The organism is Chryseobacterium sp. GVT01B, from assembly GCF_019970045.1.
Taxonomy (GTDB): domain Bacteria; phylum Bacteroidota; class Bacteroidia; order Flavobacteriales; family Weeksellaceae; genus Chryseobacterium.
Genome location: NZ_JAHXYI010000004.1, coordinates 246601 through 267409, shown reverse-complemented (window position 1 = coordinate 267409; position 20809 = coordinate 246601). Strand labels below are relative to the sequence as shown.

Here is a 20809-nt window from a genome sequence, read left to right as displayed (position 1 = left end):
ATACACATTGAAATTCGTTAAAATATTATTTTTATTAGCAGGTATCAGCATTTTTGGTCAGACCGGTGTTGATAATCAACTGGCCGCTTATAATTTTCCAAAGATAAAGTCCAGTATTACAATGCCTGTGACGATTCCTCTTTCCGAACTGAGCAATATGATCAATGCTTCTGTGAAAGACCTTGTTTACCAGGATGACTCTTATACTGACAATAATAATGATCAGTTTAAAGTGAAAGTATGGAAAACCAGACCTATTCGTCTTGTAGGTGGAACCAGCCAGAATTTACTGATTGAAGTTCCATTAAAAATATGGGCAGAAAAAGGAATCGGAACTCTGGGAGTATATACTTATCAGAATACCACTTTTGAAACGGTAATGTCATTCAATACAACCGTTACTTTTAAAAATAACTGGACCATTACCACCAATACCCGCCCGAACGGTTTCAGATGGGTAAGTAAACCGGTACTTGATTATGGAAGAATCCAGATTCCTATTACCTCCATTGTTGAAAAAAGCTTAAAGGAACAACAGGAGAAATTCTGTAAGACGATAGATCAACAAATGGCTACACAGCTGAATTTCCAGCAATATGCCTTAATGGCCTGGAACACATTTCTGCAGCCTTTCAATATCTCTGAAGAATATAATACCTGGCTGAAGGTAAGCCCGGTGGGAGTCAATATTACTCCTCTGAAATTTTATGGAAACCAGATCAATGCTACGCTTGGTGTTGATATTTATTCCGAAACTTTCACAGGAAATAAACCTGAAGCTTCTTCACCTGTAACCACTGTTGCCAACTTTAACTCCACTCCTACTGTTGCGGATAAGTTTATTTTACAGACTACAGCCAATATCCCTTTTACGGAGGCAAGCAACATGGCAAGAAAGACATTTCTAAATAAGGAGTTTGATATCCGTGACTCTAAGGTGAAAGTAACTGACATCAGGGTATATGGAGTTGATAACAGAGTCGTTATTGAAGCTCAGACCGATGGTTATATAAAAGGTACTGCAATTATTTCCGGGATTCCGGTGTATGATGATACAAAAAGAAAAATTGTTTTATCAGAGACCAAATTTAAGCTGAAAACGACCAATATTCTTCAGAAAACAGCTTCTCTCCTGTTTCAGGGGAAAATTGTAAAAATGATTGAGGAGGAATATGGTATTCCAACCCAGGAACTGGAAGAAACATCAAGGAAAAGTATTGAAGAAGCTTTTAATAAAGAATACTATAAAGGTTTAAAGATGAACGGGAAAGTTTTCAATCTGAAACCTAGTAAAATTCTACTCAGCAGTACAGGAATTACCGCTGTTATTGATACCAATGCCTCTTTAAAATTACTGGTCAACGGATTTTAAAATGTCAAATAAAAACTAACCATAAAAAAACTAATAACCAACCATGAGAAAATATTTAGTCGTTGTAGACAGAAACAGAGCCCAAAAGGGGATAAGACTTGCTAATTTTATTATTGACAGACTTGTAATTACTCTTACCTTTCTTACTTTTGGATTTGTGGCTGCCTTAATATTCAATCTTACCAATAATGATTTTTTCATTAATCTTGCTTATAAAATGTCCGAAATAAATAGATTTCTGGACATACTGATAACCTCTTTAATCTATTTTATGTACACATTTCTTATAGAATATTTTACAAAAGGAAGATCTGTTGGCAAGTATATTACCGGATGTAAAGTCATTTGTATAGATGGTACTGAGCCTACTTTCAATGATTATCTGATCCGCAATATTTCCAGAATTGTTCCTTTTGATGGCCTTTCTTTTTTGGGAGAAAACGGCTGGCATGACAAATGGAGTGAAACAAGAGTAATTAACATCAAAAATTATCAGGCTGAAATTCAAGCAAAAAGCGAAATCGAGGCTCTTGGAAAGAAAGAAATTGCTTAAAAACTTTTGTTCATAAAGAAATTTTGCTATATTTGCACACCTCAAAAATGGTAAAAATGGTACTTTGGCCGAGCGGCTAGGCAGTGGTCTGCAACACCATCTACAGCGGTTCGAATCCGCTAGGTACCTCAGAAAAAACCTCTAATTATTTAGAGGTTTTTTTGTTTTTTCATTTATAGTCTTCATAACTTTCAGTTTAAAAACAGCTAAACTTATTATTCCTTATCTCCCAAATTAAATCGTTTGGCGAATATTTCTACAAATTTTTAAAAGCTTCCATTTTATAATACCTCAACAAATAATCATAAATCACCATTTCAAACAGCCTTTGATTAGATACAAACATCCTGTTTATATTCATATGGAATATGCTTTGAAAGAAAGTTCGCAAAGACATCTCTAAGACTTGATCTTCATTATAATTAAGAATATTTTTCAATATTGAACTACATTTTTCAATATTGAAAAGAACGGCACTTCTTTCCTCTAAAAAATCTTCAGAAGTAAGAAAATCAAGAAATTTTGGTTTAAATCCCCTATATTTTTTATCCAATTGACTGTTGAGTTTTTTGTCAGCATTGAATTCTTTTTTAAAAGCATCATTGGAATCCTTAATCCAGTCTAACTTTTTCTGAAATGAAAGGTTTAACTTGTTTAAAAGTTGATCAATATAAAAGAAACTAACTATGATTTTTTCTTCATCATCATAATGCAAACATTGCAAAGTAAATTCACTATTTCGATGGAATAATGTCTCTGCGTCTTCTATTGTATTTTGTCCATATCTTTCAATTTCCCTGATATAAGTTTCAATCGCTACAAGCGAAATTTCTCCACTATCTACATAAGGTTGAAAACTATAATTAATTTTTTCTAGAATTGTGTTATAATTTTCTATAGTATTCAATTTCAGTCTTAACCTCAAATGTGGTTTAGGGTCATTATAGCGGATAAAAAACCATTTCATAATATAATTACTCTCCATAAAATAATCGAGCAAAGGTTGTATAACTTCCTCCAGAATACTGTCTGATGTTTTAATTCCTGTGTAAATCTTCAGATACAACCATTCACTTCCCGGAATAAACTTTCTTTCAGTCATTCTTCACTTTTTTATCTTTATACATAGGAAATACAAATTCACGCTTAAAATCATCATTTTCATTCCATAAAAATTCTTCAATAATGATTGTCTTTTCTTTTTTTACAGTTTGTATAAAAAGCATTGCCATATCATAATTTTCAAGGTTTATTGTTAGAGTGTTATCAAACTTTACCCATTGAATCCATACTGGAATTTTTCTCTTCTGTCTCCACTCTTTTACTTTTAGTAAAAAATTTTTCTTATCTAAAATTGATGATTCCAAAAATGAAATAGCTTTTTCTGTTATCTTCCACCGAGCTTTTGAAAGAATGATATCATTATATTCTACCCTTGGTAAAAATGTATAAATATGTTCCAATCCTCCCCAACTGAAATAAAGACCTGATTTTACATCTTGGGAATACAGATCAGATAAAAAATGATAAACAGGTAGAGTATTTGCATGATAATTATGGGCGTTTGTAAGATAAGGTTTAATTTCTTTATCCAATTTTTTTGAGCGTAATACGATCCTATCATTTTTCAAAGAAATATATAAATCTTCTACTTGTATTTGATTTTCTGACGGTAACAGAGATTGAGCTAAATAAGGGATCTCATACTGCCTTAAGGTTGGCCTTCTTATTATATTTCCTATTCTGGATTCCGGCAAATGAATAAGTTCTGCTAGAATAAATTCTGGGTTTATTTCTTCCTCTTTGTCCGCAATAGTTTTTGTCAAATGTTGTACTTCCGCTTTTTCTGAACAAAATCTTCCCAGCAGATTCCCTGCACTGTTTCCTGTACTATTATTTAAACATAATTTTTCTTGATTATGATCCGTAATAATTTCTGCAAAAAAAGAAATTGTATCAGGCAGATCATTCCAGCTTTCATTAAAGTCTTTAAAGTCCTCATCCGTTAACTCAATCTTATACAAATCTTCCAACAACGCATCTTGCAACTTTTCGTTAAGAATTTTATGAACCGGGTTAAACTTAATATGTAAATTCTGCTGTTTAGAATTTGAAATTTTCAAATCATCTAAATAAGGATGCATACCTTTAATTGAAACATTTTGTTTATAACCAATTCCAACTTCAGCATCAAGAACATACAATAAAGGTATTTCCTGTGATTCAAATCTTTCGGAAAAAGCTTTTTTAAACATTGAAAATTCATTTTCCCTTTCCTTAAAATTAATTTTATTTAAAAAGCTAATTCCTTGTTTAAGTTTCTTTTTCCAACTAGTTGATAATTCAAAAGTATCCTTGAAATACAAATCTGTTTGAAATAAATATTTTTGTTCGTATTCAATTTCAAAAGATTTAATTAATCCTTCAACTTCAGCATATTTACAAATTGGATTCGTAATTTCCTGATCTAATTCTTCTAGTTTCTTTTTTATCAAAATTAAAATTTCAACTTCTTTTTCAGCTTTTATTCTGTTTAAAACAGAGATAATAGTATCTAAGAAGTCTTTTCCTGAAACATTAGGTTCTAATTCACTTACAAGTATTTGATTATTGATGAGCTCTTCTACAAATTCTGCAGCATCTTCAATTGTAATTTCAGCATTAATAAGGATTTTTGAAATTTGATGAATGGTTTTTCCTGGTTTGGAAAAATCCAGTATACTCTTTAGTTCGTCAGAAATTAAAGCAGATGAAATAATGTGTTCTCTTTTCCCATCTAACTGTTGATATTCGATATACCTTATTTTATTACCTAATTTGTAAATACTATTATTAGGATAAAATAAAAGCTGATCTGCTATTTTCGGCGTTTTTACAAAATGATTGACCAAACCAACCAAAAAATGCATATCAAGTTTAGTATCTCTAATTTGGTCAGTTATCATTAATTTGTGATTTTTAGCCGCAACAGTTTCATCCGTGAATTTCCCCAATTTAACTCCAGAAAATAAGCCGAATGGTGTACTGCGTGTACTCATTCGGCTATAGTATTTCAAAAAGGTATAATTTAGTCTTTGGTATTCTTTGGGCGAAAATTCTTTTTCTGAGTCAATCCATTTTCTTAATGCCACATATAAATCAGGTGACGCAAGATAGATGGATTCCTGAAAGGCAGGATCACTATATACTTCTTTTACTTCTTCATCCAAAACTTCTTCTTTATGGAAGTTTCTATGGAAGTTTTTATATGATAACATAGGAGTACGTACAACATACTCCTCAAAAAAAAGATATGGAAAACGAGACATTTATTTTTTTTGATTTTGAGGCTGGTAGTCAGGATGTCCTAATTGCCAGAAGGCAAAAGCAAAAATATCTGATAGATTAGCATGCCCATGAGCAGCAGTTGTATTATTTCCGTGACCTCCTTCATAATCTACTTGAAGTAATACTGGATTTTTAGAACTATTATCAGCCATCAACTTAGCCGCGAATTTTACAGGCTCCCACGCAATTACTCTTGGATCATTTATTCCTGCTGTTATAAATGTTGCAGGATATTTTACTCCTTTTTTTATGTGGTAATATGCATCCATCTCCTGCAAAGCTTTAAATTCTTTTGGATCTTTTATATTTCCATATTCCTCTGAGTTAATATCCATACTAATCACATTCCTCAATGTATTAATAGATGGAGCTTCCAAAATTGCAGCTTTAAAAAGGTCTGGTCTTTCTGTTATTGCTCTTCCCACCGTAATTCCTCCTGCGCTGGCTCCCCAAATTGCAACTTTATCTTTTGAGGTATATTTTTTATTAATTAAATATTCTGTACAGTCTACTAAATCCCTCCACGTATTAGGCTTCGTTTCTTTATATCCCCCTAAACGCCACTTTTTTCCTTTTTCACCTCCTCCTCTCACATGGGCGATTGCAAAAATTCCTCCCTGATTGGCCCATAATAAATAAATTCTAGAAAAAAATGGGGCTCTAGAATATCCATATGCTCCATAAGAATCTATTAATACAGGATTTTTACCATTCATCTTAATATTTTTATTATATATAAGAGATAATGGTATTTCTTCTCCGTCTCTTGCTTTTACAGTGATTTCTTTAACTATAATATCTCTAAATTCTGGATAATCTGTAATTGGAGTTAAACTTTCAGGAGAAAATAAACCAGTTTTCAAATCATATCTAAAACGTTGTTCTTCATTTGCCCATCCTGAGCAGCTAACCCAGATTTCTGAAAAATCTTTTCCTTTCGCCTTTAAACTAATATTACCAGATGGATAGGGAAGCCCAATCGAACGATCTTTACCTTCTTTATATTGATATAGCTTTGCTTCTACTCCATTTTTAGTTGTAGTATAATAGATACCATCTTTAGTTATTCTGTATTGCCCAATAACTTCATCTGTTTTTTCAGGAATAAGTATTTCAGGATTTCTAAAATCAGGTTTTACAAGATTTGTCTTACAAAGTGTATTGTTTTGAGAATTGTATTGGGATAAGAAAAATAAATCATTGTCTGAGAGTTGTAGAGATCTCACTTTATCTTCTTTATTATAAAGAGGCTTCCATGTTTTTTTACCTTCTAACAAATCTTGCTTTGCAATGATAAATGTTTGTCTGTAATACTCATTATCAAGTAGCATTCCAATATAAAATCTGTCGTTAGAGTCTAAAATAATAGGAGCTTTCTTTTCATCTATTTTTAGTTCTGGATTATTACTGGCGGAAAAAACATCTACTACTTTCTTTGGGTCTGTTCCTATTTTGTATAAAACAACTTGTGCATTTTTATAGAAATCAGAAGACTTAGAGTCCTTTATTGGAAAATATGTATAGAAAAAGCCAGAATTATCATCCAACCAATTTATTCCTCCTATATTTGCAGGTGCTGTATTAACAATAACTTCGGGATAGATGTATTTGCTTTTTACATCTATAATAATAACCTCTGAAAGTTCTTTCCCTTTTTCAGCCATCGAAACAGCTATCCTATTTCCAATTAAATCGGGGATAATATAATTAATAACAAATTGATGATTTTGTTCATTACTTTTATAATTTGCCGGATCATAAAGAAGTATTTCTTCTCCAGAAAAGCTCTCCCGGTAATATAATTTGGCAACTTTCTCATTGCCATTTTTCTTTAAATAGAAATATTTATCATTATTAGTTATATTTAAATTCGAAATGGAGTAACCTTGTCTTTGATCAAATTCCAGTCTTTGATTTAAATAAAACTTCCTTTTGGGAATCTTACCAAGAATAGAGTTGGTATAATCTGTTTGTTCCTTCATCCATTTTTTTGTTGAAGGATTATCTAAGTTTTCTAAATTTCTGTATTCATCTACAATCTTGTTCCCAAAATATTCGTCTGTTGCCGAAATAGAGGGAGCTGGATTACTTTTTTGAGCATATAGAAAGAAAGAATAGAAAATGCTAATAATGATAAATATTAATTGTTTCATTTTTAACCTCTCACTGATATAGTATTATTAGGTAATAATGTCCCTGGTTCATCACTATCGTCTTTTTCCAGCTGATTATTGCCTCCAATAATTGTTTTCATTTCGCTAATTTTCATTATTTGTAATTTCTTTAGCGATAATTTTTTTTCAGATTTGATTGCCTTTTTCATTAATGATAATATTTAAAAACTAGCAGCAAATAAAAGAATATTTTTCAAAACTGCAATAAAAACACATTCTGGATTTATAAATCAATAATACTAAAAACAGTCTAATAATCACACTATTATTAAGTTACATATTTTCTTTATTTTTTTCAAGAATTTCTATTTGATGAATAAAAATGTAAATTTGCATTGTATTACAAAATGATGAAGTATATATTTCTAATTATAATATTTTTATTTAATAATTTGATAAGCGCTCAGAAGAATAAAATTGATAGCTTATATGAATTTAATTACTCTCAGCTAAAGAATAAGTTTTATGATTATTACGATCATAACCAAACTCTTCAGTCTGAACGAATTGGTAAATATTATCTACAAAAAGCTAAAAAAGAAAAAAATACTTTAGAAATAGCTGAAGGCTATAATCTTATACATTTTAATGAAAATTTCCCCACTGCCTTAAAGTACATTGATAGTTTAGCTTTAATTACAAAAGATATAAAGGGAAACTTATATCCTGCCAGAACTTACTTGATAAAAGGAAATCTATATTATAAGTACGATAATTTAAAAGCAGCATTAGACAATTATGTTCTTGGGTTAAAATATGCTAAAGAGCAGAATGATGAAAAACAGACAGCTTATGCTAATATGAACATTGCTTATATTAATAGCTATATAGGTAAAAACGTTGAGGCTGCGAAGATATTCAGAGGTTATTTGTATAACAGGAATAATATAACAGACGAATATCAGCAAAATCAAATACGCATAGCACTTATAAGTTGTTATCTTGAGATCAATAAGCTGGATTCTGCAAATATTCTCATTCAGGAAGGGCAAGCATTCGCTAATACCAATAAAAATAGTTATGATCTTACTTTATACTCTTTTTTATCCGGAAAGTATGACTTAAAGCAGAAAAAATACGGTACAGCAATTACAAAGCTAACCACTGTTTATAATGATTTAATAAAAATCAATGAAAACAATGCTAATTATGCACTTTATGATCTGGGTAAAGCTTATGATGGTTTAAAAAACAAAGAAAAAGCTGCACAGTATTTTATATTACTAGATAGTAATGTTCAAAAAACAGAAATTACTTTTCCTAAGCTCCGGGAAATATATACTTATCTCATCGATTATTACAAAGAAAAAAATGATAAAGAAAAGCAACTGTACTATATTGAACGATTTTTAAAAGTAGACAAAAAACTTGATGAGCAGTTCCAATATTTATCCACAGAATTGCCTAAAAAATATGATACACCTAACCTTTTACAGGAAAAGGAAAATATAATTAATGACTTAAATAACAGAAAAACAATTTTACATGTTTCTATTGTAATTTTATTGATAATACTATTATTAATTCTATATCTCTATTATAAAGCAAAAAAGACTGAAAAAAAACACCGGAAAATTGCTCAGGAATTAATTCAGCAATTTGAAAAAAAGGATATTACTCCTACTGACATTAATAACGAAACTTCGATACCCCAAATATTGAAGCAGGTTGAAGTAGAAGAATTAGAAATTGAGGAAACTGAAACAGTAGAAGCAGAAGAAAAAACTGCTAAAATTATCCCTGAGGATGTCAAGATATCTATTCTTAAAGAACTGAAAACTTTTGAAGCTAAAGAGTTATACCTAAAAAAAGGTATCACTTTAGTTAATTTGGCTAAAAAAATAAAAACCAACACTGCATATTTATCTGAAACTATCAACAACAGTAAAGGTAAAAACTTCAATTCTTATCTTAACGATTTACGTATTGATTATGTATTAAAACGATTAATAGAAGACAAAAAATTCAGATCTTATAAGCTTCCAGCTATCGCAGAAGAGCTTGGTTACAACAATGTGCAGGCTTTTTCTGTCGCATTTAAGAAAAAAACAGGGACTACCACTTCTATTTACATTAAAGAAATTGAGAAATCAATTACATCATAATTTTACATCAAAAAAAACACCTAAAAACCTACAGTACAACTACTTAAATAACACTCAGGATTTATAAATTTATATGATAAATTTATAAATCCTGAGTGTTATTGCTTTTTTTGCCTTCCATTCATCCCTAAGTTTGCATCAGTTAAAACAGATTAGAAGATTTTCAATCGACTCAAATCAATAAAATATTTAACATGCAGAAAGCATTCTTTATTATCATTGTATTATTTTTTAGCAAGACATATAGTCAAACTGAAGCTAATAGATTTTTCTATGAACTTACCTATAAAAAGAATAAGGATTCTTTGACTTATGAAAAAATTTTAACAATCCTTGATATTACGGGTGATAAATCAATCTATAGAGATTACTTATCTGTTTCCCAGGATTCACTCATTAATGATATTTTACAAAAATCTAAACAATCAGGTAATACCCCTGATCTAAGTAAAATGCTTAAAATTCCTGTTTTTTCTTATAAGGTTATAAAGAAAAATCCAAGTAAAGAAATTTATTTCTATGATAAAATTTTAAATGATAAGTTTAATTACTCTGAAGAGGCTAAGTTAAATTGGAAAATAAAAACAGAAACCTCTACAATTAACGAATATCCTGTTCAAAAAGCGACTGTTGAATTTAATGGAAGAAAATGGACAGCTTGGTTCAGTAAAACAATTCCATTTCAAGATGGTCCATATAAATTTTTCGGATTGCCTGGTTTAATCGTGAAGATTGAGGATGAGAAAAAAGAATTTTCATGGGTTTTAGCCGGCAATAAAAAGATAACAAATTACGAAGAGAACTCATTCTCAGATAAATTGGGCAGTAAAAATATCATTGAAGTAGATAAAAGAAAATTTTTAACCATGTTTAAGGATTATCAAGAAAATCCAATGGGAAAACTTATAAATAAAATGACTTCAGACGATATGAATAAGAAAATGCCTGACGGTAGAACTGTATCAGAAGTTATTAAAGCTGAAAATAAAAAAGTAATGAATATTCTTAAAAACAATATTTACAATATAGAAACTAATAACAAACTTTAGACATTTTTCATAAAACAGAAGGAAGAGGGCTCAGCCGAAATAAAATGGAGTCAAATCGTTAATAATTATTCTTAAAAATATGTATAAGAAAACTAAGTCAATCGTAGCTTTAGTAGCAGTAGCTTTAGTTTCTACATCACTATTTACTTTTGCAAAAGCAAACGATAGTACAGTTGAAGCTAACAAAAATAACACTGCTGTTACAGAAAAAAATGCAGAGCAGCTTGAAACTGAAGCAGCAGCAGGTTTCGTACTTCTTTGGAGCAAGGACATTGCTGGATTAGGAGGCTGGGAATAATTTTACCAAAGCTTTATTGAGCTGTCCATCATTCGGACAGCTCATTTATTATCACTTTTATATTAAAGTTTTCAATGAAAAAAAATACTTGGATATTCTTTATTTTTTTTATTTTAATATTTCATGCAATAGTATCAATAACAAATAATATCTATTCGCTGGGATATTTTAAAGATATAAAAAAAATAGCATTAAATCCCGTTGGAAAAATTTATGCACACATAGTTCCAACTGATACATCATACTATCCTGACATCATAATGTACTATTCAAATTATGCCGGAATTGACAGGGGATATGCATTCTATTCACCTAATCTTAATAGAAATAAGATTGAATACAGTTTCACTACAAACAGTACAAATATTCCCATACCAATATCTTTCAACACTAAAGAATCTAATGTCAAATACATGTCTATGTCAATAAACCTGACCAATATGTTTGATAATAGAAAAAAAAGAAATAAGCTGGTAAAGGATATATCCATTTTCATGCTTAATCAAAATAAGGAAATAAAAGATATGAATTTTATTGTTTCTGTCAGAAGGATTAGGTTATTAGATGAAAAATATCAAGGAAATAAAAAAAGTATAAATGCATATAACATTAAAAAGTTAAACACCCATGAATAAGATAGTTTCATTTATGACTTCTTATAAAGATGATTCCCAAAACACAAAAATTTTTATTTATTTGATAAGTATTTTAGCATTAATTAATATACTATCAATATTTCCGGATTTATACAGTATATACTCTAAAAACGGAATAATAAGCGAATCTCTGAATAGTAATTTTGTTTCTGCAGATAAAATAAAAGTATCTACACTTACTGAAAACATAATTTCCTTAACTAGTATTGAGTATAAGTATGCATTCATTATTCCCTTTTACTTATATCTTATTTCTCTGATAATGATATTGCTAAATTATTGGAAAATTCTGTTTGCTATTATAGTCATTTTCCTGCATACGGTATTTCTTAATTCTGCTTACTTATTATCCTATGGTGCTGATTTTATGATAGCTTTTCTGCTTTACATCAATCTTTTTTTTTGTATTGAAGATCAGATAAAAGTTGAATCATATAAAGGTATTATATTCTCGTTTGCTGTAAGGCTAATGCAGATCCAGCTTTGTATTATTTATTTTTTTGGAGGATTTGGTAAAGTTTTAGGGTTTGACTGGCTGGATGGTAATGCAATTTGGCTTTGTATTAATCATTATTTAGATGAAAAAGTAATTAACTCATTTTTTGCTCACATTCCAAAGTTTATTTATCAACTAGCCTCATTACATGTAACGATATTGGAACTTTTATTTCCTATTTTTGTTTTTCTAAGTAAAAATATAAGAAAATGGACGGTTATCAATATAATCATTATGCATATTGTAATCGCTCTGGTCATAAAAATATATACCTTTTCTATCGCAATGTTACTTTTTAATATAATTGCTTTCTATCCGGGCAAGTTCTCTATACTAATGAAATATTTGGATGAAAAACGATCGGTTATATTTAAACAAAAAAACAAGAATAATGAAGTTACAACTTAAAGATATTTCCTATAAAATTGGAGATAAAATAATTTTAAATAAAATTAATCTAGAATTTGAAAATGGGCTTTATGCCTTATTAGGATTAAATGGCACAGGAAAAACTTCACTAATTAATATTATCTCAACATTAAAACAACCATCAACAGGAGATTTTTTTTATAATGACATTTCAGTATTAAATAAGCCACAATCTCTAAGAAAAGATTTGGGGTTTATGTCTCAGAATCTTGGCCTTATCCAAGATTTCGATATTATCCAAAATTTAACTTATTTCGGCCTTTTGAAAGGATGTGAGAAAAAAAGCCTCCATAATAACATTTTAAAGATTATAAAAGATTTTGACTTAGAAAGTTATAAAAAACAAAAAGTAAAAAACCTATCGGGAGGAATTAAGCAAAAAATTTCATTTGCTTTATCCATCATTAACAGCCCTAATGTATTGATACTTGATGAACCTGTAAATAATCTAGATTATCTGGAACGTGAAAAAATGTATTTACTTCTAAAAGATATTTCAAAAACGAGTATCGTCATTCTATCAACACATTTAATAGATGAAATTTCCAGATTTTGTGATAAGAAAATAACTATTAGCAGCGGATCAGCCTCTCTGGAAAACAATATTAATTTTCAAAATAAATAGTTAAATGTCAAGATTGCTTCCTCTATCATCTTTATACTATACGTATTTAATCAAAAAAAAATCCTTTATTTTCTGCACCCTGATTTTAATCGTGTTGGGGCTTTTTCTTATACCTGGTAAAGATGCTGATTATGTAACATTCTATATGGGTAACATAAGTCCTGCTCCAAATAAATTTTGGATTGGAAATGTATCTGCAATTTTTTCTAATGTGATCATTTCATGGCTATTGATTCATATTTTAGCAGGAGAAAGAGAAAAGGAAATTTTAAATTATACTTATGTACAGGAAGATCTTTCTTTTTTAAGTTCATTCTTTAAAGCATTATATAAAATTCTGGGGCTTTTCTTTATAGGAATGACATTTCTATTTATTTTGAATATTACAATTTTCATACAGAACATCGAGCTTACAGGACCATATTTCATCTTTCCTCTCTTATATTTTTCGGTGCCATACATACTGATCGTTGCTGGCCTGAGTTATTTTATAGAATATTATATAAAAAATAACTTTCTCAAATATGCTGTCTATTATATATTGGTATTTTTTATCATGTTTAATGATAGATTTTTTTTAGGAATTTTAGGAATTCATGAATTAAATTTTATAATCAATAAGAATATTTCTGAAACAAATGTATTTGCCATTGGATATCTTCCAAAATCCAGACTACATATTATCTCTCTGCAAGAACCTATCCTACCCCTATTCTGGCTGAATAAATTAGGTGCATTGGTATTATTTGTTCCAACTGTGTATTTATTGTCTAAAATTCCTATAAACAGGAAACTTATTACAATTAAAATGTTTACCGATTTTTCACAAAAAGGCTCAGAAATGAAATCTATTAAATTTTCTTTTAGCCAAATAAAAAAAGATCTGTCATTTTTTAATATACTTCAAAAAGATTTCTATCTTTTCTCACGCTCCATAGACAAAACTGCAATTTATGCTATTCTTATCATTTGGATTTTATTATTCCCCGTAAAAGAAGATTTTTTAAAATTCTTGCTACCCTTACTCTTTTTCTTTACTCTTTTTATTAATAAATTTCTTACAAGATTATCCTTATATAACATCGATTATGCGGAGAAAATTTCACCTTATAAAAACTTTGAAATTGTTCTGTCAAAAAATGTGATCATCTTTGCTTTCTATGTAATATTGTTGATACCATTATTAATAAAACATTCATTTACGCAAAATATGTACGTATTATTAAGCTTTTTAATACTTACAGGTTTTCAAGTTTTCATGTCACGTGTTTTTAAAAATAACACATTTATTGATATTCTATTAATTATTTTATTTGCTACCTATTTGACAGGTAAACCTATTCTAAATATTTTCCAGTTATGAAAATTTATTATGATAATTATTGCCCAAACTGTACTTTGTTTGTCAGAAATATAAAAAGATTAGATTGGATGAATATGATGGAAATTAAGGAATTGAGAAATCCCAATCATATTAGCGAAGCTGTTGGTATAAATAAAACATTGGCAGAACAGCAGATGGCTTCATATAATAAAAAATGGAGATATGGTTTTGTTACAATTTATATGATACTTTTAAGGCTACCGTTATTTTGGATATTTTTTCCAATTCTTTTTCTGTTTAAGATCACTGGTCTCGGACAATTAATTTATAAGGAATTAGCAGTAAAAAGAAAAATAATTCCTATACATTGTGATGAGAAAAGCTGCAAAATACCATAAATAGGCTGATAGCCGATATCAAGTTATCTAAGAAAGTAAAGAATGATAAATTTTAAAATACAACCTTTTTTTGATCTATTTCAATAAATATTCTTCTTAATATATGAAAAAGATATTTATTTTCTTTATTCTTTCATTTACTTTAGCTCTTTTAAATGGATATTTCTTCAATTACATTAATGATACCTATTTGCATTTTAATGTAAATTATTATAAGCGTCAAAATATCTCAAAAAACGAACTACGTTTTATTGCAATCTTTGTTGCTCCTTTTATTGAGACTTTAGTATTTCAATATTTCCCTTATCTGGTTTTGACTAAATGGATAAGCATAAAAAATAAATACTTCTGCATCATCATTATGAGTATCATTTTCGCATCAATGCATTATTATAATTGGCTATATATTGTGATGACATTTTTTGGAGGTCTTATTTTAAATAACCTTTATATTTATTATAACAAGCACATCCATACCTATAGTTTCATCCTAACAGTACTCTTCCACGCACTATTCAATCTTTTTGGATTTTTGTTTATAATGTGACTTTTTGTATTAAATAATATAAAACAAGCTCCTCCTGATCAAAGAAGAGCTTGATAAATAATGCAAAAAGAGGATGGATTGAAAATTATCTTATTCAAAAATAGAAGATTAATTAATTTACGTTTATGAGCAGCGTCATATAAGAGCAAAAAAAAATCCCCGGAAATTCCGAGGATAAAAACTAATAACCATGAAAACTCAAATTAAACATGAGTTACATTTCTATATCGAAAAATCGTGCCAAGAATGCCAACTTTGAGAAAAAAAAGTGAATTACACTGGGGCTTATCCATTTTTCAGTTTCAGCATTTTAGACCAATTTTATTGATGCTTTAAAAACCACTTCATAATTATTTATAATTAATTAAAATAAATCTAATACCCCAGCAAAAATATTAAAAATAAAATAATTTACAATTTGGTAAAATAAAATTCATATTAGGAAATAAAAATTTTCAAATATTTAGTCAGGTATCAAAAAAAACTAAATCAACATCAAATTGGCATAATTTATTCTTCATATAAATCAATCCAATAAATTTAAATTATCATGGCACAAATAATTTTTAGTAAAGAAGATTTCACGAAAAACAATGAAAAAGAATATCAGTTGGAGTACAATGTAAATGAAATAGGTGAAGGTTCTGATCTTATTGTGGAAAGACTAACCGAAAAAGGAGACTATGAAACCATTCAAGCTCCTCTGCGAAGATCAAATGACAAAGTATTTATCATTTGGGATTCCCCTTTTAACGGTAGAATACTTTTTGATCTTTAAAGATTTAAGATTATTATATGGAAAAAGCCCCCAAAAAATTGGAGGCCTCAAAAAACACAAATGATGAAAAAAAATTTTATATCAGAGATAAAAATTATTTTATCTATTAATTCTTAACCAAAGATATACCACTCTTTTTTTTTATTTTATGCGTACAGTCATAAAATTATTATTTCTTTTAAATAATAAGCTATCCAGCCAGTAGAAAGTATTTCTCAAAAAAAGACAATAAACAATGCTGTTTTAATTCCTATTCTTCCGGTTATTTTCTAATATTCCAAAAATTGTTCACTGAAAAACAGTATTTAAGACATAATTCACCCTCACGGATTTTAAAATATAATAAAAAATATCAGATATCCTATGATTATAGTAATGTTTTACACATATATTATTCTATACTTTTGTATAATTAATTCAAAACAAAGTGACAATTTTTTCTATACTTATAGCCAACTATAACAATGGAAAGTATTTCAAGGAATGCTATGATTCATTAATCAGTCAAACCTATAAAAACTGGGAAGTTATAATTGTTGATGATGCCTCCACAGATAATTCTGTAGAGATTATACAGTCCCTGATTCAAGGTGATTTCCGCTTCAAACTTTATCATAACCCAATCAATAAAGGTTGTGGTTTTACAAAAGCTGCCTGCATGAAATATGCCAATGGAGATTTGTGTGCCTACCTGGACCCAGATGACGCACTTTATCCGGAAGCGTTGGAAAAAACAACCCAGGAATTTGTTGACAGAGATGATCTTGCGGCGGTATATTCTCAAATGATGCTGTGTGATGAAAACCTAACTCCTGAAAGAATATATGCCGGTACCAAACAGATTTACAATAACCGCCATTTTTTCAACTGCCCCATTCAATTTGCTCACTTCTTTGCTTTTAAAAAAGAAACTTACTTAAGAACTACTGGGATTAATCTTAATTTAAAAAATGCAGTAGATCAGGATTTGTATTTAAAAATACTGGAACAGGGAGAAGCTAAATTCATCAAAGAACCTTTATATTTATACAGACTGCATTCCGATGGGATTTCCCAGGACAAGGCAAAACAAAGCGCAAAAGAATCCTTTGCCAGAGTGATCCATGATACAATGAAAAGACGGGGGATAAAAACTATCAATAACCAGACAGTTCCCGAAGTTTTTACCAATTCGCAGGAAATTTACAACCTTATCAGGTATCAGACTAGAAAAATGCATCGATTAATCAGTAAAATAAAAGTCACCTTAGATAATATATAAAACAAAAGGCTCCTCATGCAGAGGAGTCTTTTTGATAAAATATGGAATGAAAATGTTCTTATACTCAAAGATACCATCTCCTTTCCAATTATTATATGAGCAGAATCATAAAACTGAATAAATAGAAACGGCCTCCTGATGGAGGCCTAAAAAACACAAATGATGAAAAAAATCTATTTAGAAAACCTAAACAGAATATTGTAGAATCATTCAATACAACTAATATTAATACGTTCTTCAAAAGAGCATAATACAATACAGAACCAGAGAATGAATACTTCTATAGAATCAAAAACATCCTGATGAATGAATCAATAATAATTTACACAATTATAGTAATTTATTAGAATTTATTCAATGTAAAATTGATAAAAAACAAATAAAAAAAATATAATCAACGATTCAACGATTAAAAAAATTCATTTCAGGGAAGGTAAATTTAGTTAAATATTTTTTGGTTCACAAGGCCTACTCCTCCCAAATAATCGGAATATACACTGTAATATATCCATCAGAATCTACTTGTGCGTCCGAAACTGTAGCAATTACCGTTCCATAACCTACCCATCCACCTTGCCCCTGCATAGCAGAAAAAGTATAAGTTCCTGCCGGAAGTCCGTCGTAATATTGTGGTACCGGCTGAAATCCTCCGCTATAATAAGTATCATACACTTCTCCGGTAACCATATTTTCAGCAAGAAAACTTCCTACATCATAATTTCCCGAAAGAATTTTTGCTCCGCTTTTTGAAAGAAGACCATAACGGATCTTATAAGTCTGAGACTTTGGTACAGTATCAGCTATTTCTGAACAGCTTTTATTATTCTCTATTATTTCCGTAGAGGAAAATGATGTGACAACAGCCAGCAATCCAATACATGCTGATACTGTAAAAATTGATTTTTTCATATTAAAAGTAATTTGGTATTCAAAAATAGTCAACTTATATGAATTCAATAAAAACTATCCGTGAACTAAAATTTACAAATACCCTGCAACTCCGCATTAACAGTATAAAATTTGTCATTATTAAAAATTATCTCCACTTTTTAGCATCAATTTTAACATTCATTAACTAAAATTTGGCTTCATAATTGAAAATAAAATTAAAATCAAAGTCGTTTTGGCTTTATCTTATTAAAATTTGAATTATGAGAAAGATAGTATTAGCAGGTTTTTTATCCGTCTTTTTAATGACGGCCTGCAAGAAAGATGACAGCGTTGCTGAGAAATCACTGGAAGCACAGAAACTTGAATTTCAGGCCAGACAACTTGAAATAGAAAAACAAAAACTGGCTATTGAAAAAGAAAAGATGGTCTATGAAGCTCAGAAAAAAGCAGACAGCATATCTGAAACCAAAAAAGCAAGAGCTGCTGCTGAAAATAATTCAAGACCACAGGTAATCAGAGAAACAAGAACAGTATATAGAGACAGAAACTCAAATTCCGGCTCATCAGGTAGCAACGGAAGTTATGCCAATAATGGAAGTGGTACCTCACAGGGAACGACCCAGAAAAAAGGATGGAGTAAAGCAGCCAAGGGAACCGTTATTGGTACTGTAGGTGGAGCTGCTGCAGGAGCCTTAATCGCTAAGAAAAACAGAGGACTAGGAGCTGTAATTGGCGGTGTTGTAGGAGGTGCAACAGGATATACCATTGGTAGATCACAAGATAGAAAAGACGGAAGGGTACAACCCCGTTAATAAATATTTTCACAATAAATATAAAGATTGCTTATTTTTAGGCAATCTTTTTTTATGCTATTGATCCTGCTTTCTTCAATTTTTATCATTCCTGTCTTAATAGGCTGGGGGAAAATCATGGAAAATGTATCCGGGATTCTATTTCAGGGAATCTCAGGAAAAATTCTATCCGGAATCCTGGGAATAAGCCTGATATGGACATTTATTTCTTTTTTCATCCCTTTGAATATCTATGCAGAAACAGCTTCAATACTATTGGGATTATTCTTTTTCTTTAGACATCAGCTCTATAAGGAGTTTTATCAATTTTCAAAGAAAGATTTTATACTCTTTAGTGTTACCACTCTTGTTATTATGCTCGCGGGTTCTTATTATCCTTATATATTGGATCATTTTGGCTATTACATCCCTACCCTTCAATGGCTTGCAGAATATGGACTGGTAAAGGGTATTTCAAACGTAGATCTTACGTTGGGGCAAATGTCTGTCTGGCATATTTTTCAGGCCGGATTTTCCAATTTTTCTGATCCGTTTTTAAGAATCAATGCTGTATTACTCATCATCTACACCATTTATATCATCGAAAGAAAAAACTGGATACATCTTTGTTTCCTACCTGTCTTATTACTGTTTTCGCAGTCTCCAAGCCCGGATCTTCCTGTCATTATTTTTTCACTGATTATTTTAAATGAGCTCATAGCCGGAAACAAAAATACGACTCTTCTTTTTGCCTTTTCTGTTTTTGTTTTCTCTATAAAACCTACGATGATATGGCTGCCTATATTGGTATTCTTACATTCGGTTTTTATTTTTAAAAACAATTGTAAGCCATTACTTTTAGGGATTCTGATTCTCTTTCTTTTCTTTATTAAAAACATATGGACATTCGGTTTTCCAGTTTTTCCTGTAGCAATAGGTGATCTGGGAGTATCATGGAAACCCAATCCCGAGGTTTTAAAAATTTCGTCACAATTTGCAATCATGAAAACCTATGACATGCAGTACACCTATGAAGAAATTCAAAAATTTTCTACAGCAGATTATATTAAAAACTGGCTTTTTCTGGAAGGAATCAAATCAAAAATTAATATTCTTTTTGTCCTGAGTTTAGCTGTTTTTTTTGTATTTGCCTGGATCAAAAAAAGAAAACTCATCACGCTGATCTGTATTTCATTATTGATAAAAAGTATATTGGTCCTTACATTTTCTGCCCAATACAGATTTTTCATCGATGTTTTCTTTGTGGTATTTTTTGTTCTGTTTTATGAATATTTCAACCAGAAGAAATCTATTATTGTTTTTTCTGTTCTCAGTTTATTTTTCGTTTCCATGCTATCTTTTCCGGCATTAATACAAAAATATATTCCGAGCTTCAGAGTAGGAAGTTTTATGACAGGATTTGAAAAGAAACAGCTTTACAAGCCTTCAACCTACGAATATCGTCAGTTTAATACATTTAAAATCGGGAATTTTAAATTCAATGTTTCCCACAACTATCCTTACAGTTTTGATACTCCAGTTCCAGCGGTTACCCCATTCTATATTTTTGATGATGTAAAAGCAGGTATTTTCCCTCAGCTATCAGACAAAAATGATCTGAAAAAAGGGTTTATCTGGAAAAAAATGACTCCGGAAGAAAAAAAGGAAGCCCAAAAGGTTATCAATAATATCAAAAACACCGATAAATAGAACAAATCCAGAAACTTTATTATCT

At 29.9% G+C, this 20809-nt stretch carries 20 protein-coding genes and 1 tRNA gene; 16 read left to right on the top strand and 5 right to left on the bottom strand.

Translation table 11 applies throughout. The features are described 5' to 3' along the window. The first annotated feature begins 7 nt into the window (after positions 1-7). The 3 genes from LC457_RS11080 to LC457_RS11070 all read left to right on the top strand — a co-directional run bounded on the left by LC457_RS11080 (position 8) and on the right by LC457_RS11070 (position 2054). Positions 8-1372 carry a DUF4403 family protein gene (locus LC457_RS11080; RefSeq protein ID WP_223599894.1) on the top strand — a complete coding sequence of 455 codons (1365 nt, stop codon included), beginning with the start codon at positions 8-10 and terminating at the stop codon, positions 1370-1372. Between the two features lie 43 nt (positions 1373-1415). Further along, positions 1416-1925, top strand: coding sequence for an RDD family protein (locus LC457_RS11075; protein WP_223599893.1), 510 nt, complete (start codon positions 1416-1418; stop codon positions 1923-1925). 58 nt (positions 1926-1983) lie between these two features. Then, positions 1984-2054 (top strand) — tRNA-Cys (locus tag LC457_RS11070). A gap of 127 nt (positions 2055-2181) precedes the next feature. Here LC457_RS11070 and LC457_RS11065 read toward each other — a convergent pair. The 4 genes from LC457_RS11065 to LC457_RS11050 are packed head-to-tail and all read right to left on the bottom strand — an operon-like array spanning position 2182 to position 7575. Beyond that, positions 2182-3027, bottom strand: coding sequence for a thiopeptide-type bacteriocin biosynthesis protein (locus tag LC457_RS11065; RefSeq protein ID WP_223599892.1), 846 nt, complete (start codon positions 3025-3027; stop codon positions 2182-2184). Next, entirely contained in the window at positions 3020-5233 is a 2214-nt protein-coding gene (locus LC457_RS11060) for a lantibiotic dehydratase family protein (protein WP_223599891.1), read from the bottom strand. The genes LC457_RS11065 and LC457_RS11060 overlap by 8 nt, the downstream gene beginning before the upstream one ends. Next, on the bottom strand, positions 5234-7405 hold the full coding sequence (locus LC457_RS11055) for a prolyl oligopeptidase family serine peptidase (protein ID WP_223599890.1): 2172 nt from the start codon (positions 7403-7405) through the stop codon (positions 5234-5236). A 2-nt stretch (positions 7406-7407) separates the two neighbouring features. Beyond that, positions 7408-7575 (bottom strand): hypothetical protein, encoded by a 168-nt coding sequence (locus LC457_RS11050; protein WP_223599889.1) that lies wholly within the window; start codon positions 7573-7575, stop codon positions 7408-7410. Between the two features lie 198 nt (positions 7576-7773). On the opposite strand from LC457_RS11050, the gene LC457_RS11045 reads away from it, so the two are divergent. The 11 genes from LC457_RS11045 (at position 7774) to LC457_RS10995 (ending at position 17392) form a co-directional block, all read left to right on the top strand. Beyond that, complete coding sequence (locus tag LC457_RS11045) at positions 7774-9531, top strand: helix-turn-helix domain-containing protein (protein ID WP_223599888.1); 1758 nt, start codon at positions 7774-7776, stop codon at positions 9529-9531. A gap of 194 nt (positions 9532-9725) precedes the next feature. Then, positions 9726-10580: a GLPGLI family protein gene (locus LC457_RS11040; protein WP_223599887.1), complete on the top strand. Its 855-nt coding sequence runs from the start codon at positions 9726-9728 to the stop codon at positions 10578-10580. A 79-nt stretch (positions 10581-10659) separates the two neighbouring features. Continuing rightward, positions 10660-10878, top strand: a complete 219-nt coding sequence (locus LC457_RS11035; protein WP_213276998.1) for a hypothetical protein — start codon at positions 10660-10662, stop codon at positions 10876-10878. Positions 10879-10952: 74 nt separating this feature from the next. Beyond that, the gene (locus LC457_RS11030; RefSeq protein ID WP_223599886.1) at positions 10953-11513 is read left to right on the top strand and encodes a hypothetical protein; all 561 of its coding nucleotides are present in this window, start codon (positions 10953-10955) and stop codon (positions 11511-11513) included. Then, positions 11506-12438, top strand: coding sequence for an HTTM domain-containing protein (locus LC457_RS11025; protein WP_223599885.1), 933 nt, complete (start codon positions 11506-11508; stop codon positions 12436-12438). Before LC457_RS11030 ends, LC457_RS11025 begins: the two co-directional genes overlap by 8 nt. After that, positions 12422-13084 (top strand): ATP-binding cassette domain-containing protein, encoded by a 663-nt coding sequence (locus LC457_RS11020; protein WP_223599884.1) that lies wholly within the window; start codon positions 12422-12424, stop codon positions 13082-13084. Before LC457_RS11025 ends, LC457_RS11020 begins: the two co-directional genes overlap by 17 nt. 4 nt (positions 13085-13088) lie before the next feature. Continuing rightward, on the top strand, positions 13089-14447 hold the full coding sequence (locus LC457_RS11015) for a hypothetical protein (RefSeq protein ID WP_223599883.1): 1359 nt from the start codon (positions 13089-13091) through the stop codon (positions 14445-14447). Beyond that, complete coding sequence (locus tag LC457_RS11010) at positions 14444-14806, top strand: DCC1-like thiol-disulfide oxidoreductase family protein (RefSeq protein WP_223599882.1); 363 nt, start codon at positions 14444-14446, stop codon at positions 14804-14806. The genes LC457_RS11015 and LC457_RS11010 overlap by 4 nt, the downstream gene beginning before the upstream one ends. Before the next feature lie 103 nt (positions 14807-14909). Continuing rightward, positions 14910-15353, top strand: coding sequence for a CPBP family intramembrane glutamic endopeptidase (locus LC457_RS23500; protein ID WP_223599881.1), 444 nt, complete (start codon positions 14910-14912; stop codon positions 15351-15353). A 550-nt stretch (positions 15354-15903) separates the two neighbouring features. Beyond that, on the top strand, positions 15904-16131 hold the full coding sequence (locus tag LC457_RS11000) for a glutathione synthase (RefSeq protein ID WP_223599880.1): 228 nt from the start codon (positions 15904-15906) through the stop codon (positions 16129-16131). Between the two features lie 427 nt (positions 16132-16558). Beyond that, a complete protein-coding gene (locus LC457_RS10995; RefSeq protein ID WP_223599879.1) occupies positions 16559-17392 on the top strand; it encodes a glycosyltransferase in 834 nt (277 codons plus the stop codon). 468 nt (positions 17393-17860) lie between these two features. Here the strand turns inward: LC457_RS10995 and LC457_RS10990 are convergent, their stop codons facing one another. Continuing rightward, positions 17861-18301 (bottom strand): hypothetical protein, encoded by a 441-nt coding sequence (locus tag LC457_RS10990; protein WP_223599878.1) that lies wholly within the window; start codon positions 18299-18301, stop codon positions 17861-17863. Between the two features lie 242 nt (positions 18302-18543). On the opposite strand from LC457_RS10990, the gene LC457_RS10985 reads away from it, so the two are divergent. Together LC457_RS10985 and LC457_RS10980 are read left to right on the top strand one after the other, a co-directional pair. Continuing rightward, positions 18544-19095, top strand: coding sequence for a YMGG-like glycine zipper-containing protein (locus tag LC457_RS10985; protein WP_223599877.1), 552 nt, complete (start codon positions 18544-18546; stop codon positions 19093-19095). A gap of 54 nt (positions 19096-19149) precedes the next feature. Continuing rightward, positions 19150-20784, top strand: coding sequence for a hypothetical protein (locus tag LC457_RS10980; RefSeq protein ID WP_223599876.1), 1635 nt, complete (start codon positions 19150-19152; stop codon positions 20782-20784). The last annotated feature ends 25 nt before the right edge of the window (positions 20785-20809 follow it).